A 15,785-nucleotide genomic window follows, 5' to 3' on the forward strand; every position below is an offset into this window, starting at 1 on the left:
GATTTAATGCACCTCCTTTAGCTTTAAATACTGCTTTAAAATTTCCTCAATTTCTTTTGGGTTAGTTGCCCCCAGCAAAATTTCTAAAACTTTAGGATTCTGAAAGGTTTCAACTAAATTCTGTAATAAATCCACTTGTGCATGAGGTTCTTTCATTGCCAATAAAAACACAATACTAACTTTTAATGTATTTCCTGAATCACCCATATTGCCAAAAGCTACTGGATGAGCCAGCGTAGCGACTGCGATAGCTGGCTTATTCACATGCTCTACATCGGTATGAGGAATGGCTACATTAATATTGCCAAGAGGAAGACCCGTGGGAAATATTCCTTCTCTCTTTATCACTGCTGGTACATAAGAATCCTTCACATAACCAAAAGCATGCAGCTTATTTCCGAGAGACTCAATGATCTCCTTAACGTTTGCAGCCTCTAATTGCGATATAATTAAATCTGCTGATAAAACTTGATTGCTACTCATTTTTCTAGCCTCCTACTCTATCCTAACCTCAGCATAAATATGCCGGGAGAATTTATATCAAATTACCTTAGTCCCTAGTACCTCATCAGCATTAAAAACGCTGCTGCTTTAGCAGTCTTTTTAACAACAGATTAGGTACTAGACCAGGACAAAAACATTTGGGTTATTTTTTCGGTTTCATTTTCACTGCGAAGACAGGCTACCTTGTCTGCATCACTGAGAATATTGGTTAATTCCAACAATGCAATGACATGAGAGGAATGGTCCACTGCTGCCAGAGCAAAAATCATATCCACTGGATCATTTTCCGGTTTTCCAAAAGCAACAGGCTCCTTAAGCCTAATAAAACTAAATCCTGATTTTTTTACTCCACAATCAATATCTGCGTGAGGGAGGGCAATGCCCTTCCAATATACGATATAAGGTCCCATCTTATCGACTACATCAACCATTGCTTGTCCGTATATTGGTTCACTATATCCCTCTTGATACAATACATTCCCTGCTTCATAAATAGCATCCCGCCAATTTTGGACAGACACATTTAATCTAATATTCGAGGCAGGCAATAGCTGAGACAGCGATGGCGGATCAGAATCCATCTGTGTTTCTTCTAATGTAGCATTCAGCACGCTGTCTAATTCGCGGCGCAATTGGGGGTAATCTTGAATGCTGCAATATTTTTCAATTACCTTCACAAGATCGTCAACAGAAGATGTTCCTTTTGCTTTGTCCATGTGATTTTCTAATAATGCAATATCATGAGGCGGTAAGAGAGGGTTAACAATCAGTATGGGGATCGAAACGGTGGGAATTGGCACTGTAGATACAATAATGTCTACATGATGAATCTCTAACAGCATTTGAACCTGACGGCAAGGTGCTATTGCGACAATTTTTATGTCAAATAAATACTGTAAACGGGATGCTAACAAATTAGCTGTTCCCGTACCTGCCGCACAGATGACAAGTACTGAAGGCTGGATTTTATCCCGGTTTTTCATTCTTTCAAGTGCAGCACTAAAATGAACCGTCAAATAACTGATTTCTTCATCTAACAGTTGTCCGCCAATATAAGCAGCCAAAGAATTCGTATGTTTTCTTACTGATTCAAATAACAGCGGATAATTGGACTTGACTTCATCCAAATAAGGATTCTCTAAACTTAATCCATATTTTACTCGAAACAATGTAGGGCGAACTTCTTCCAAAAGTCCTTCTAATAATTGATGATCTTCTGTCAAATCGTAGGGTACATCCTGACTTACCCGTGCAATGAGATTACATACCAGCATTTGTATTTCCGTTCTGCTCTCTTGTTCTTCGACCGCTGAAGATGCAACATTACTTCCTAAAATATACTCCGTAAAAAGGCTGACTTCATCAAGGGGAATGGATAAGTCAAATCGTTCTTCCAAAAGTGGAATGGTGGTAAGGGCAACGGCAAAGGTACGTGAGCTCTGCAGTACTTCCAATTCTGACTGCCGGCCAACAATATCGCGCCCCGCTCTAATTCGATGAATGGAGACGATTAAGTAAATTACCAGCCCACTAAATGCGACATCTGAAAAGACAACCTTAAGCTCATCTTCCAACCGACGAATATAGGTTTGCAGAAAGGCTACATCAATGTTCTCCAGCCAGCATTTAAATAGCTGGCTATCACTCAAGTTAGGTTCCGGTATCGTGATCCATTCCAACATATAGGACAACGACAGATTTTTGCGCAGCAGTTCTACAACAGCTTGACGGTATTCTCGTTCCGGTCCTACAACTTTGATTCCATATTTAGGTATGGAGCGTAATTCTAGCTGCCTTCTTTCCAGCCACTCGCGCACTTTCTGTAAATCCTTGATGACGGTTCCCCGACTGACATATAAAATAGCTGCAAGGTCATTGATTCTAATATAATCTTTAACATACAATAACTCGGCTAAAATTTTCTGCAGTCGTTCATTCGATGACAATACATACTGATATAACCCTAAATGTTGAAACAATCTTAATAGTTTTGTTTTCTCTTCTGTGGATTCGACAAACTTCACACCACCGTTTTGTTTGCGAATCAGTGATGATAGATTATTAAATTGCAAAAAATCATCCACTACATCCAGATCATAACGAATGGTGCGGTCACTAACATGAAATCGCTGAGCTAAATCTCGAATCCGAGCCCAGCCTTCATTTTCCAAAATATCTAGAAGTACACTACAACGGCGTTCATTTAGCAACATCATGTTCACCCCCACTTCCATTTTTATTCTACATGATTATTTGAATAATCAGAAGTTTAACATCTTTCACAAAAATTATGGCAAAAATGAACTAATAGAGCTTCCCCTGCAAAGAAGATGCAAGAAAATGTGACAGCTTTTCCCTTGAAAAAGTAAGCTATTCTCTTTTAAAATTGCAGATAGTATCTATCATGCTGTAAGAAAAATGACACACGAAAATAGAGGAATCCTTTCCTCAAATTTTCGTGTGTCATTTTATTGATTTTAAACCATCTTCAACGAATGCAAATAAGAAACTTGATTTGCTTTTGAGAGGCTCGACTTTTTTCACGTATATATTAGAATCACTCTTACCAATAGGGTTTATTATACCATATCAGCAGGAGTGATTTTCTTTTGTCTACAGTCTGCGCACTGATCCAAAGATTGGTGCTCATTTATTTTTGCTTATAATTCTCTGCGCTCCTTACAAATGGATTAAACATTTCAGGCGGATTAAAAAATGCGGCAACATGAACGTTTAGACCATCTGCAATTACCAATAATATGTCTAATGAAAAACTTGTATTGGTATTCGGGGCTTCGATCTTACTCAAATGACTTGTGCTAATATCTACCTTCGCCGCAAGCTCTTCCTGACTTAAACCACGTAGATTTCTAAAGAAGGAAATCCTTCTTCCAATTTCCTTATATGTATCGAAATACTTATCTTTATCTTTTTTTCTCAATGCTGCACTCCTCTATAATTGGTCTATATTCATTATAGGAGAGATAGTGAAGTTAACGCACTTCTTTAATTTCGCAATATATTGCTATCATTTAGAAATTAATGTTATAATATGGATATCTTTGCGACTTTGCCTTAAGGAATGGGTTATATGAAAATTAAATTATCAGCTCAAAAGAAAATAGAATATGATCAGTTATGTAACGCTATCTCAGAACTAAGTCAAGAGATTGACTGTTTAATGAAAGAAAATAAAGACACATCTGAGATTTACGAGCAACTTGAAATAACATTAAAGAAATGTGTTAAATTTATTAAGAAAGAGTTTTATAACAGAGGCAGCTAAAATAATTTAAGCTGAGCATTATGCTCAGCTTTTTCTTTTTACAAACATGAATTACAGCTTATAAACCCCTGCTCCCTTTAGCAATTTTCTAATAATTTTTTGGCATCCACATATTGAGCGATCCCTGCTGCCAGTTTCTTTGCTTCCTTCATAGCTAGAACAACGGTTGCTGGCTGATGTACTACATCTCCCCCGGCAAAGACACCTTTGCGCGTAGTCATACCGTAAGGACGTTCCCGTGTGATCACATATCCATTGTCGCTTACTTCGATACCTTCCGTAGTAGATACGATTCTAGCTGCAGGACGCTGACCAATGGCTGGAATGATCTTATCGGCCTCTATTATTTCTTTCACTCCTGTGCCCCGTAACTTGCCATTTTCATCGATCTCCTGCAATTCATACTCTAACCCCGTAACCTGTTCTGTTCCTAAGATGGCAGTCGGATTGGACAGCCACTGAAACTCTACTCCTTCCGCTTTTGCTGCTTCCATCTCTGACGGTAGAGCAGTCACTTCTTCCTCTGTACGGCGATAGATGACAGTAACCTTGGAAGCTCCTAAACGAATAGCTGTACGAGCAGCATCCATGGCAACATTACCGGCACCAACTACTATCACTTTGTCCCGGGTATTAATCGGGGTTTCTTTGCGATCGATTTTTTCCGTACGAATTAAGGTAACCATTCTCAAAAGGTAGGTTGCCTGTATCACCCCAATCAGATCTTTGCCGGGAATATCAAGAATCCTGGGCAGAGCAGTCCCTGTACCAATGAAAATGGCGTCAAAACCATCTGCAAACAAATGATCCACTGTCATATCCTGTCCTACTACAACGCCGGTTTTAACTTCCACGCCCAAATCTTCAATTCTTTTTATTTCCCGGCGAACCACTTCCTTGCTTAAGCGAAATTCTGGAATACCATACAGTAAGACACCGCCCGCCTCGGTTTGGGACTCAAAGATAACGACTTGAAACCCTAATTTTGCCAAATCACCGGCCACGGTCAATCCTGCCGGTCCCGAGCCAATCACTGCAACTTTCCCCTGTATACCGGGGACAGGCTTAGGTCTCTCAATACCCATTTCAGCATCAAAGTCAGCAATAAAGCGTTCCAGTTTGCCAATCTGAATCCCGCGATTCTTTTTATTAAGAATACAGGCGCCCTCACATTGTTTTTCATGTGGGCAAACCCGCCCGCAAACCGCAGGAAGATTACTGCGCTGAGCGATAATAGCACTCGCTTCCCCAACATTCCCTTTTGCCAAAGCCTGAATAAAATTAGGAATTTCATTTTCAATAGGGCAGCCACCACGACATAAGGGTTTTGGACAGTTCAAACAGCGTTTTGCCTCTGCTATCGCCTCTTTTGTAGTAAAACCTTCATCAATTTCATTAAAGGATAATTTCTCTTTAGAAAAATTTGTATGCTTATCAATTAACATCTACTCTACCTTCTTTCTTAAACTATTTTTACAGCCTGGAATTGGAAGATTTTACTCATTGACCTACCATTTTTAGTTTGTTATATTCACATTGGTTCCTTATCCAATTAAAGGTCCGCCAGATCAGTGGAGCTCGAATTCAGATGGAATACATAGCATTCTTGGAGGTCTTATTTTTGAAAAAAATCCTAATTATTTTAGCTTCACTTCTTACTGTAACCGGTACTGGCTTGTCTGCTCCAGTCAATGATCTGGATAAGGGTCAAACTGCTGCTGGCATAGGTAACAACACATTTTATCTTGAGCACAAGCTGGCTGACAATTTTACATTAGGCTTACAAAATGTAAATTGGGATCATCGCAGCAACATGGATACTATCTATGGACAGCTGCAACTTGCTAACAACTTCAGAGGAATTATCGGCAGCAATGATGTGGATTCCAACGCCAAAGTATATGTGGGAATGGCTATAAACGGTCCCATTGCACCCGAGTGGGAAGGATACACCTCACTAATTGCGGGGAAGGAGTTTAAAGAACTGCAAGTTGGTGCCAACTTCAAAATCACTTACAATGCAGACATCAACTTTACCTATCACACTTACATGCCTGACGAAGGTGAAAACAAAAGTGGCGTAGGGATTGGCGCAACCTTGAAATTTTGAAATTCTCTCCTACTATCGTAAAATTCATATAAAAAGTCGTTACTTATTCCCTTAAAAAGATGAGTAGCGATTTTTTGTTATAATCTTTTGGCGACTAAATAGTCTCTCATTTCTAACTGCATTTTTTTATGATAAAATAGGCATTGTGTCGAAAATACTCATTTTGTCCCGATAAAACTATTATATCTGATAAATGACAAAAATCGAATCCCATTTCAAGGAGGAAATATGCGCAAGTTAATCGCTCTATTCACACTCACAACAGGGCTTTTCATGACCACCAGTATCGTTTATGCCTCTCCCGTAACTGAATTTGAAAAAGGTGCCATTAGCGTGGAAATCGGCAGTACACTTGATTCAAAAGTTAGCGGCAGAGGGAAAGTTTCAGCTGACGTCGTTGGTGATTTTGGATTTAAAGCCACAGCGACTGCAGGTGTAAATGATCGTTTTGCAGTACAGTTCAAACATGGGATGTTCAAATCTGAAAGAACCACTATCCCGGTGGGTCCTATCTCAATGACATCTTATGCCAAAGCAGAGCCTAGTGATTTGAATTTTCTTTATAAAGTAAATCCTAATCTAACCTTTATTACTGGCTATGAGTATACTAAAATTTCTTATGGCGACTTTGTCTCGAGTGCTTCTAAGTCAGCTTTGCACTTTGGTTTTACTGGTACTCATAAACTTAATGACAACTACACTTTATTTGCCACTTTACTGGGAGGTAAAGATGTGTCCTTAAAGGAAATTGGTGTTAGCTACAAAATGTCAAAGTCTACTACTTTTAATGTTTCTTACGCTGAACGTAAAGTAAAAGACGTGGATTTAAAAGTACCTGGTGCTCATATTACTGGCAAAGAGAACTATACAATGAAAGGCATATCCTGCCTTTTTGCTTTCAAACTATAATCTATACATATAGTCAGAAGGTCCTGCATAAGACGTGCAGGACCTTCTGACTTATAATACATTTTATATACAGGGAAACTGCTAGGATTTAATACTTAAAATAGGAACCTCTTCCCTCACATCTTCTTCATACTGCACATCATCAAAACCAAAACCAAATAATTTAAAAAATTCTTTACGGTATTTCTCAAGATCAGGAATAATATCAATCTCACCGCTACAAACCTTTTCCCATAAGGCAGAAACCTCAGCTTGCACATCATCTTGCATTTCATAATCATCAATACGAATCAAATGATCCCCATTAGGCAACTTCTCTGCACAATACAATCGACTTGCTAACAGACGGTACATTTGCTCAATGCAGTTTTCATCCAGCCCCTTCTTACCCAATACTCTTGCTAATAACATTAAATATAAAGGAACAACGGGAATTGCTGCACTTGCCTGAGTAACCAGTGCTTTATTTACAGCAACAAATGCTCTGCCATTTATATCTTGAATTTGCTTGTTTATTTCTTTGCTGGTAGCATACAAATGATCTTTTGCTCTTCCGATAGTACCTTCTTTATAAATTGGATAGGTGATCTTAGGACCAATATAGGAATAGCTTATGGTAGTAGCTCCAGGAGCAAGAACGCCAGCCTCTTTTAAATGGTGCATCCATCGCTCCCAATCCTCACCGCCCATGACTGCTACAGTACTGCGGATTTCTTGCTCGCTGGCTGGCTCTAAGGTCACATCGACAATTTCATTGGAATTCATATCTACCGTTTTGCTTGTAAAAGAATCTCCAATGGGTTTAATGACAGACGTAAACATCTCGCCGCTAACAGGATGCGTCCTTCTTGGTGCAGCAATACTGTAAACGACCAGATCGACTTGCCCCAATTCTTCTTTAATCAATGCAATCGTCTTCTCTTTCACCTGATCAGAGAAAGCATCACCGTTAATGCTTTTCGCATAATACCCTGCCTCTGTTGCTGCTGTTTCAAATGCTGCAGTATTATACCACCCGGCAGTAGCTGTATTTCCATTGGAAGCTGGCTTTTCCAGAAAAACGCCAAGCGTACTTGCGCCTGACCCAAAGGTAGCAACAATTCTTGATGCCAGACCATATCCCGTTGATGCGCCAATTACAAGAACCTTCTTCGGTCCTTGAATGGGCTTTTGCTGTTTAACATAATTTATCTGCTCTTGTACAGAATGAGCACATCCGGCAGGATGTGAAGTAGTACAAATAAAGCCGCGAAACTTTGGTTTAATTATCATATTATAAACTCCTCATCATTGCTTCCCTACATTCATGAATCATTTGCCTTTCTTGAATTCATGCATCAGGTGATTTCTTATAAGACAGTGAGTATTTACGTTTTTCCCTAAATTCTACCACAATCTCTTTATATACGCAACGCTATTCCTCTTTCTGTCATCCTTCTACAAACGATGGTTCTTTTCAAGTGCATATAGATCTTCCACTTTTTCAAACATAAAGGCATGTGCGTCTTTTATTGCCTGATTATAAATCACTGCACCCACTTTTTCCACCATAAAATCTAATAATAATTCTGCTCCTAATTGCCCAATTTCCTCCTCTCGCTTTTCCATAAAATATTTCTTTAAATCATCAACAGCTTGTTTTTTTAATTCTTTGGATAAATGAATCACTGCCACCCAAACTCCCTCCAATCCCTCTGCTCCAGATTTATATAAGTTGTAAATCGATAGGTACTATCTTTATAACTCTGTACGGAGCTCTCTTCTATGCACTGCCACTCTGGTCGGCTGTCTAAATTGGGAAAGCATGTATCAGCAGGATGCATATTACTGATTTTAGTAATATAAGCTTCTGAGCAATAGGGCAGGCATTGCCGATATACGGATTCTCCTCCAATGATAAAAATATCTTCACTACGATAGGAAGATAAGACTGTGAACAGTTGTGGCAAAGAATGGCATAGGGTAACGCCTTCCCAATGCAGCTTTATATTGTTGGTCAGCACAATATTAATTCGTCCCTGAAGGGGTTTGGGTCCAGGCAGTGATTCAAATGTCTCCCTACCCATTACTACCACTTTTCCTTTGGTTTTCTCTTTGAAATGCTGCATATCTGCGGGAATTGTCACCAGCAACTGCCCTTTGCATCCAATACCCCACTGCTCATCTACGGCGACGATTAGTTTCATCATAACACTCCCGATTATTAAATTGAGATTCTAAATAGAGATCATTGCATTATCACTAGTATATCCCTCAATGCAAAGTCTTTCTACAAAAAAAATATTCTTTACTTTATTTATAGAAATAAAAATAGTCCTTTAGAAGATCTGCTTCCTAAAGGACTATTTTGCTCATTTACAATATGATCTACAGGATAGAATTACGGTTTGAGAAATTACAGCACACCGTTTACAACATTCAATGGTTTGCCTTGAAGAAATGATTCAATATTCTCAGCCATAAGCCCAATCAGCCTTTGTCTTGATTCCAAACGCCTCCAGCCAATGTGGGGCGTTAAGATTACATTATCCATAAAAAATAAAGGATTGTTTAGTTCCGGCGGCTCTGGGTCCTGTACATCAAGTGCCGCACCTGCAATGATCCCTTGCTGCAAAGCTTCAATTAAATCGACCTCATTTATAATAGGCCCTCTCGAAGAATTTATAATAAAAGCCGTTGGCTTCATTTGCTTTAGTTTATCTTTATTAATAAGATGTTTTGTTTCTGATGTAAGAGGACAATGAATACTTACAAAATCACTTTGGGTAAGAAGTTCTGCAAGAGAAACAAATTGCACCTTCGCCTCCCCCCAAGGTTTAGGAGTACGGCTGTATACCAAAATGTTCATGCCTAGGGTTAGAGCAATCTTGATCACTTCTTTTCCTATGGCCCCTGCACCAATTACACCAAGAGTTTTACCTTGTAATTCAAAATGCGGAACTTGTAAATGCTTTGTAAAATTATCAAAATTCTTTTCTTGAAGCATTACTTGCTGCCGAATTAATGAGGAACTTTGATTCAAGATGAAGGTAATCACCAACTGGGCTACAGCCTCTGTACTGTAGCTTGGAACATTGCAGACTGCAATATTTTTCTCTTTGGCTGCCGCAATATCAATATTGTTGAAACCTGTGCCAGCTTCACAAATTAGCTCTACTGAAGATGGGAATTGAGAAATTAAATCTCTTCCTACAGGCAGTTCTTTCGTGATAACAATATGCTGCCCCTGAACCCGTTCCAGGATTTCGTCATTGCTGCTTGCATCATACTTAGTCACAGTGGTGAGATTGGACAATGAAGAAAAGTCCAGCTTGTTATCAAAATCTAATTTCGCCGCATTGAGAATTACTGTGTTCTTCATGGCTACCCCCTAATATTAAAATACTCTATCTATAAGTATATTTACGCTTCCACTAACTGTCAACTTATTAAGTTTTTAGATGACTAAACCATGCTTCTTTTAATCTTATAATTCCCTCTTTCATCTGATTTGAAGGTATCTTAGAAAAATATAGCAATACTTGAGGCATCTTCTCTGGTGATAGCTGCCAATAATAATCCTGAATTGAGGCTACGCGACAACCATTTGCGAGAGCCCTTGCAGCTAATTCCTGAGCTGATAATTCGGATTTCAAACTCAAGATCACATGAAGACCCGATTCCGTGCCATTTATCTTGGCATTCTCACCAAGAATATTTTGGATTTGTTCTAAAAATAGTTTTCTTTTTTCATAATATAGCTTACGCAAACGGCGTATCTGCCTTTCCAAGTTACCATCTGTCATAAACTGGGCAAGGGCAAGCTGTTCAATGGTAGATGCTGTCTGATTATATAAGGAAGACTTCTTTTGATATATCCCTAAAAATTTCTCTGGCAGCACCATATAACTAACACGGATGGAGGGTGGAATTACCTTTGAAAACGATCCCAGATATACTACCCGTTCTCTATTATCAAGGCCCTTAAGCGCTGGTATCGGACGACCAAAATAACGAAATTCACTGTCATAATCATCCTCGATAATAATACCATTTTTTTGTTCTGCCCAATTGAGCAGCTGATACCTTTTACCGATGGGCATAATATATCCGGTGGGGAATTGATGAGAAGGACTTACATAAACAAGCCTTTCGCCACTGTTTTCAAGCTCTGCCGTATCAATGCCATCTGTCTTCATTTTCACTGGTACAATCGTAAAGGCATGATCTGCAAAAATACGTCTTCCATTTTTAAAGCCGGGTTCTTCAAAAGCAATGCTGCTATATTCCAGTTTAAGCATACTGCAAAGCATGCTCAAAAGGCTTTGCACGCCAGCACCGATTATAATTTGTTCCGTATGAACGTATACGCCTCTTGATTTTTCAATATACTTTGCAATTTCTTTACGCAGCTCTTCTTCCCCTTTAATATTGCCATATCCAACAAGACGCTCTTTTTGAAAAAAAGCTTTACTAATGTATCGCTTCCATAAGGAAAAATCAAATCCCTCCTTATCCATTTCTCCACTTGAAAAATCATAGAGAATTTTTTCTTCTTGTATCTCTTGGTTATAATGATATTGATTTGCCATACTAACAGCAGGGGTATTAAAAACGATTTCCTCCAGTCTATTTACTGTATATCGGGAACGGTTATAATTTTTGATATATCCTTCACTCATCAACTGCTGGTATGCCTTTTCAACTGTGATTTTGCTGACAGAAAGACTTTTGGAAAGACCTCGAATGGATGGCAGCTTTTCATTTTCCCTCAGCCTATTCTGCTCAATGGCAGTTTTATAGTATAGATAAAGTTGTATATACAGTGGTTCTTTGCTCTGGCTGTCAAATACGATTAAATCCATAAGTCCTCCAAACTGTACCTAACAAAAATATGATTTCTGTATATTTCAAAAGGTTCAAATTCATTTTATAATACAATTATGCTTTTGGGAACCCTTAACCTATAGGATAATTATGTTCTTGCTATGTTAGGGCGTGTCTGAAAACTATCAGAACGTCCACTGACGGCGCTTTTTGCGCCATACTTCGTTAAAACTTCTTGAAATAAGAACCATTATTCCTGCGAAGTTTTGCCTCGTCTGGCACAAAAATTACTCGCCATCGACCATTCCGCTAGTTTTCAGACACACCCTAGCACAATTAAACAAATACTGGAGGATATGAATATGAAACAAAAACTTGCAAGAGTCGTGGCAATTCACGATATGTCCGGCTATGGTAAGTGTTCACTTACGGTAGCAATCCCAGTTATTTCAGCAGCTGGCATCGAGGTTTGCCCTCTGCCTACGGCCCTGTTATCTACCAATACTCTTTTTCCAGGATTTAAATTCTTTGACTTTACTCCGCAAATGAATGAGTTTATTAATCATTGGAAAGAAATTGGTTTTAAGACCGATTGCGCTTATAGCGGATTCTTGGGATCAGCAGAGCAAATTCAAATCGTCAAAAATTTCATGCTGGATTTTAAATGCTCCTTAAAAATAGTTGATCCTGTCATGGGCGATAACGGTATAATCATTAAAACCTATACACCCGAAATGTGCAGTACCATGCGAGAGCTTGCCAGTATTGCGGATATCGTTACACCAAACCTTACAGAAGCTTATATTCTTACAGGCAGAGATTATATTGATGGTGAAATAGATAGCGACACCTCTCGCAAGCTCTGTGCTGAAATCATTGAAATGGGTGCTAAAAACATCGTATTAACTGGTGTGGTTAGAGGAAATTTCTTATATAACTGCGCAATGAGCGAAGATCACTCCTACTTTGAAGCAGCCGTTGATCTGCTTCCTTACCATATGCATGGTACAGGTGACCTTTTCACCAGTGTACTTACAGCAGGCGTAGTAAATGGCTATACATTAAAAGAAAGTGTAGAAAGTGCAGCTCACTTTGTGCGCGATGCGATGATCGTCAGCAACGATATTGAAGATGCCTTTGATCGCGGCGTTGCCTTTGAACCCATTGTCTACAAATTACGCAGCGGTCTCTATAATAAAGATTTGGCTTAAGAAGGAAAGAGCTTAAAACCATTTGAAACGCGAAGTCGCGAAGATAGTACGGAGGACATAATGTGCCCTCTTCGTGCGATCTTCGCGTCTTCGCGTTTCAGAGAATTTATTTCATTTCCTTACTAATCACCCCAGTGGCCCTTGGAATTTTAAAGAAGACAAGTAATCCAATCATGATCAATACGCTTCCGGTGAAAAGAAATACAGGTCCAATTCCCAGCCAAGAACTGATCATGCCGCCAACAAGGGGACCTACCATCGAACCCAGATGGTTTGCGGTAGTTGTAAGACCAAAGATCCGCCCCTGAAAAGCTTTATCTGTCGAATTTACAGCAATTGTATTGATAGCAGGATATACGCCAACGATAAATAGACCAAAAAAGAATTGAAGTACACTAAACTGATAAATATTGACTATAAAAAATTGTCCCATATTAAAGATCCCTGCACCGATAAAGGCAATCACTAAAATCTGAATAAAACCTTTTTTCTGCCCCAGCTTGCCCCACATCGGTGCCGATATCGCACCGGCGATACCGGCCATACTATATATAATCCCTGCCGTTAACGCAACCCCCTCCATATTTCCCTGGAGCTCGGCAACATACAACGTAATCAAAGGCTGCAATGTCATACTAATCATTTGTGCACCAAAAAGCAGCAGCAGCATTTCCACTAACTTTCGATTATGGAATGCAATCTTCAAATCATCAAACATACTGCCTTCACTAGGCCGTTCATTGTTGACCGGCTCTTTTACCAATATGCCTACGCCAACGGTTCCCACAAATATAATCCCTGCAGCAATCACAAAAGATAAACGCATACCGAAGAAATGTGATAAGCTGCCGCCCATTAACGGACCTAAAATTCCACCCATTAGAAGTGTTGTCTGCATAACACCTAAACTAAAGCCCATTTTTTCTTTTGGCACAGATGAAGCAATAATCGCCATAGATGCCGGCACAAACCCATTAGCAAAGCCCTGCAGAATTCTGACTAACAATAAATCCACAGGATTTCTAACAAATGCGCCCAAAAAATATACAACTGCCAGGCTAAATCCAGCTCGCATAATCATACGTCGTTTACCGTTTTTATCCGCGTGCCGCCCCCAATAAGGTGCCATTATGGCCGAAACCAAAAAAGAGATGGAAAAGATAATGCCTGACCACACATTTACATCACTCTGACTTACGCCTATATCCAAAAGATATAATGGCAAAAATGGAGTGACCATAGTATAACTTGAACCTGATAACATTACTGCAATGGATAACACCCAAAGATTTCTACGCCAACCCAATGTTTAAAGCCCCCTAAACTACCTAAAAAAATTTTTACTTTCGTGTATTGATTACCTTCTCCCCCCTTTTTATCCGATAACAAACCATTCTAAAACTCCCGTCTTTATCCTATGCCAAACAAACTATAAAAAGCGATAAAGATTAAAGGTACAAGCATCTTCATTAAGGTTAAAATAAATATATCATAGTAGGATGACCTGTGGGTTAAACCACAAACACTAATAACAGTGACTAATGCACCGTTATGAGGAACGGTATCAATCCCTGCGGAGGCAAGACAAATCATTCGATGAAGAAGATCAGGGGACATGCCGATGGATTGCGCCCAAACAAGCCATTCATTCCCTAACATCCCTAATGCAATTGTCATACCGCCAGAGGCGGAACCTGTCAAAGCTGTCATAATATAAGTCGTGATTGCCTGAGAAAGCAGTGGACCCGATCCAATATGCAAATCCGTTAATGCATGCTTAACGATCAAAAAACCACTTAATTTCGCAATTACGCTGCCAAATGCATAACCTGATGCAGTATTTAAGATTGCCGATAACGAAGACAACGCTCCTGCGTTAAAAACATGTACCATTCTGCCTTTTTGACGAATGGGTTTCCACCCAATGGCTAAAGCTAATATAATACCCACAAATAAGGCAATATCCAAAGACCAGATTGCATATATTTTCTGCACACTGGAACTGAGCAAAGATAATTGTAAGTTCTTAAAGGGCTCCAGCATTTCAGGATCCCAGGAATAAGCCCAACTCCAGCCAAAGGGGTTACTCATATACAAATTTACTAAAACAACTGCTGCTAATGGTAAGACAGAAAGTGCCCAATGAGGCATTTCTTTTTCTCCCAGAGGATCTGGCTCATTTTTAGCATGATTACCATAGCCTTCTCCTTTACTTGCTAAGCTCCTAAAACGATACGTTACCCAAAACCAGGCTAAGGCAAAATAAATCACTGCACTTACTATACCAATCACTGGCGATGCCCAAGTTGAAGTGCCAAAGAAGGTCGTAGGAATGATATTTTGAATTTGAGGTGTTCCTGGTATCGAAGCCATGGCATAGGTAAAGATCCCCATCCACAGCGTTGCCGGAATAAGGCGCTTTGGAATGTCAGCTTCCCGAAATAATAAAGCTGCAAAAGGGTACATAACAAAGACGACGACAAAGACACTTAGGCCGCCATAGGTTAAGACACCGCACCCTAATAAAACAGCTAAAATCGCTCTTTCTTTTCCTAATGAACGAGAAATAAATGCTGCAATGGAGCTTGCCAGCTCACCTTCTTCCATGATTTTAGCAAAAACCGCTCCCAGCAGGAATATAGGAAAATAAGTCTTAAAATACTCTGCCGCCTTAGTCATAAAAATTTCGCTGTAAACAGGCATGGATCGAAATTCCCCAACTGATGCGAGTATGGCAAATAACGGTGCGATGAGGATAATGGAATAACCTCGATATGCAAAATACATTAATAAAACTAAACTTACTACGATAAGAAATAGGTCCACTCTAACCTCCTAAAAAGTTCCTTACTACATTTGGGTGTCATACTCACTTATTTTTTAAACTATATCATAAAGAAGCCTTTGATTCCATTAAAACTCCTTTTTCTCTCAATTTAATTGCATTTTGTAACTTTTA

General features: G+C 39.3%; 15 protein-coding genes. 4 read left to right on the forward strand and 11 right to left on the reverse strand.

Features of this window, described 5'->3' with window-relative positions; translation table 11 throughout:
- Window positions 1-3: 3 nt before the first annotated feature.
- The 3 genes from FR7_RS21140 to FR7_RS21150 form a co-directional block, all read right to left on the reverse strand.
- Window positions 4-483, reverse strand: coding sequence for a PTS sugar transporter subunit IIA (locus FR7_RS21140; RefSeq protein ID WP_007950683.1), 480 nt, complete (start codon window positions 481-483; stop codon window positions 4-6).
- Window positions 484-614: 131 nt separating this feature from the next.
- On the reverse strand, window positions 615-2,720 hold the full coding sequence (locus tag FR7_RS21145; RefSeq protein ID WP_007932839.1) for a BglG family transcription antiterminator: 2,106 nt from the start codon (window positions 2,718-2,720) through the stop codon (window positions 615-617).
- Window positions 2,721-3,154: 434 nt separating this feature from the next.
- The gene (locus tag FR7_RS21150; RefSeq protein WP_007932840.1) at window positions 3,155-3,445 is read right to left on the reverse strand and encodes a helix-turn-helix domain-containing protein; all 291 of its coding nucleotides are present in this window, start codon (window positions 3,443-3,445) and stop codon (window positions 3,155-3,157) included.
- A 150-nt stretch (window positions 3,446-3,595) separates the two neighbouring features.
- On the opposite strand from FR7_RS21150, the gene FR7_RS21155 reads away from it, so the two are divergent.
- Window positions 3,596-3,790, forward strand: coding sequence for a hypothetical protein (locus tag FR7_RS21155; protein WP_007932841.1), 195 nt, complete (start codon window positions 3,596-3,598; stop codon window positions 3,788-3,790).
- 77 nt (window positions 3,791-3,867) lie between these two features.
- Here the strand turns inward: FR7_RS21155 and FR7_RS21160 are convergent, their stop codons facing one another.
- Entirely contained in the window at window positions 3,868-5,235 is a 1,368-nt protein-coding gene (locus tag FR7_RS21160) for an NAD(P)-dependent oxidoreductase (protein WP_007932843.1), read from the reverse strand.
- A 176-nt stretch (window positions 5,236-5,411) separates the two neighbouring features.
- Between FR7_RS21160 and FR7_RS21165 the strand changes: the two genes are divergently transcribed.
- Both FR7_RS21165 and FR7_RS21170 read left to right on the forward strand, forming a co-directional pair.
- A complete protein-coding gene (locus FR7_RS21165; RefSeq protein ID WP_007932845.1) occupies window positions 5,412-5,900 on the forward strand; it encodes a hypothetical protein in 489 nt (162 codons plus the stop codon).
- A 228-nt stretch (window positions 5,901-6,128) separates the two neighbouring features.
- Complete coding sequence (locus FR7_RS21170) at window positions 6,129-6,809, forward strand: hypothetical protein (RefSeq protein ID WP_007932847.1); 681 nt, start codon at window positions 6,129-6,131, stop codon at window positions 6,807-6,809.
- A gap of 81 nt (window positions 6,810-6,890) precedes the next feature.
- On the opposite strand, the gene fabV is transcribed toward FR7_RS21170, so the two are convergent.
- The 5 genes from fabV to pdxR form a co-directional block, all read right to left on the reverse strand.
- Window positions 6,891-8,081, reverse strand: coding sequence for an enoyl-ACP reductase FabV (gene fabV / locus FR7_RS21175; RefSeq protein ID WP_007950686.1), 1,191 nt, complete (start codon window positions 8,079-8,081; stop codon window positions 6,891-6,893).
- Between the two features lie 165 nt (window positions 8,082-8,246).
- The gene (locus FR7_RS21180) at window positions 8,247-8,483 is read right to left on the reverse strand and encodes a DUF2164 domain-containing protein (RefSeq protein WP_007950687.1); all 237 of its coding nucleotides are present in this window, start codon (window positions 8,481-8,483) and stop codon (window positions 8,247-8,249) included.
- Window positions 8,474-8,995, reverse strand: a complete 522-nt coding sequence (locus FR7_RS21185; protein ID WP_007950688.1) for a dihydrofolate reductase — start codon at window positions 8,993-8,995, stop codon at window positions 8,474-8,476. Before FR7_RS21185 ends, FR7_RS21180 begins: the two co-directional genes overlap by 10 nt.
- A 209-nt stretch (window positions 8,996-9,204) precedes the next feature.
- On the reverse strand, window positions 9,205-10,170 hold the full coding sequence (locus FR7_RS21190; RefSeq protein WP_007950689.1) for a 2-hydroxyacid dehydrogenase: 966 nt from the start codon (window positions 10,168-10,170) through the stop codon (window positions 9,205-9,207).
- A gap of 67 nt (window positions 10,171-10,237) precedes the next feature.
- On the reverse strand, window positions 10,238-11,653 hold the full coding sequence (pdxR, locus tag FR7_RS21195) for a MocR-like pyridoxine biosynthesis transcription factor PdxR (RefSeq protein ID WP_007950690.1): 1,416 nt from the start codon (window positions 11,651-11,653) through the stop codon (window positions 10,238-10,240).
- Window positions 11,654-11,977: 324 nt separating this feature from the next.
- On the opposite strand from pdxR, the gene FR7_RS21200 reads away from it, so the two are divergent.
- Window positions 11,978-12,826, forward strand: a complete 849-nt coding sequence (locus FR7_RS21200) for a pyridoxamine kinase (RefSeq protein ID WP_007950691.1) — start codon at window positions 11,978-11,980, stop codon at window positions 12,824-12,826.
- A gap of 106 nt (window positions 12,827-12,932) precedes the next feature.
- On the opposite strand, the gene FR7_RS21205 is transcribed toward FR7_RS21200, so the two are convergent.
- Window positions 12,933-14,132 (reverse strand): MFS transporter, encoded by a 1,200-nt coding sequence (locus FR7_RS21205; RefSeq protein WP_007950692.1) that lies wholly within the window; start codon window positions 14,130-14,132, stop codon window positions 12,933-12,935.
- Between the two features lie 104 nt (window positions 14,133-14,236).
- Window positions 14,237-15,652 carry a GntP family permease gene (locus FR7_RS21210; protein WP_007950698.1) on the reverse strand — a complete coding sequence of 472 codons (1,416 nt, stop codon included), beginning with the start codon at window positions 15,650-15,652 and terminating at the stop codon, window positions 14,237-14,239.
- Window positions 15,653-15,785 lie beyond the last annotated feature (133 nt).

It is taken from the genome of Pelosinus fermentans DSM 17108 (assembly GCF_000271485.2).
Taxonomy (GTDB): domain Bacteria; phylum Bacillota; class Negativicutes; order DSM-13327; family DSM-13327; genus Pelosinus; species Pelosinus fermentans.

Bases quoted from the DNA above. Each gene is read 5' to 3' on its own strand.
- FR7_RS21140 (WP_007950683.1), bottom strand. From the start codon at position 483: ATGAGTAGCAATCAAGTTTTATCAGCAGATTTAATTATATCGCAATTA.
- FR7_RS21145 (WP_007932839.1), bottom strand. From the start codon at position 2,720: ATGATGTTGCTAAATGAACGCCGTTGTAGTGTACTTCTAGATATTTTG.
- FR7_RS21155 (WP_007932841.1), top strand. From the start codon at position 3,596: ATGAAAATTAAATTATCAGCTCAAAAGAAAATAGAATATGATCAGTTA.
- FR7_RS21160 (WP_007932843.1), bottom strand. From the start codon at position 5,235: ATGTTAATTGATAAGCATACAAATTTTTCTAAAGAGAAATTATCCTTT.
- FR7_RS21170 (WP_007932847.1), top strand. From the start codon at position 6,129: ATGCGCAAGTTAATCGCTCTATTCACACTCACAACAGGGCTTTTCATG.
- fabV (WP_007950686.1), bottom strand. From the start codon at position 8,081: ATGATAATTAAACCAAAGTTTCGCGGCTTTATTTGTACTACTTCACAT.
- FR7_RS21185 (WP_007950688.1), bottom strand. From the start codon at position 8,995: ATGAAACTAATCGTCGCCGTAGATGAGCAGTGGGGTATTGGATGCAAA.
- FR7_RS21190 (WP_007950689.1), bottom strand. From the start codon at position 10,170: ATGAAGAACACAGTAATTCTCAATGCGGCGAAATTAGATTTTGATAAC.
- pdxR (WP_007950690.1), bottom strand. From the start codon at position 11,653: ATGGATTTAATCGTATTTGACAGCCAGAGCAAAGAACCACTGTATATA.
- FR7_RS21200 (WP_007950691.1), top strand. From the start codon at position 11,978: ATGAAACAAAAACTTGCAAGAGTCGTGGCAATTCACGATATGTCCGGC.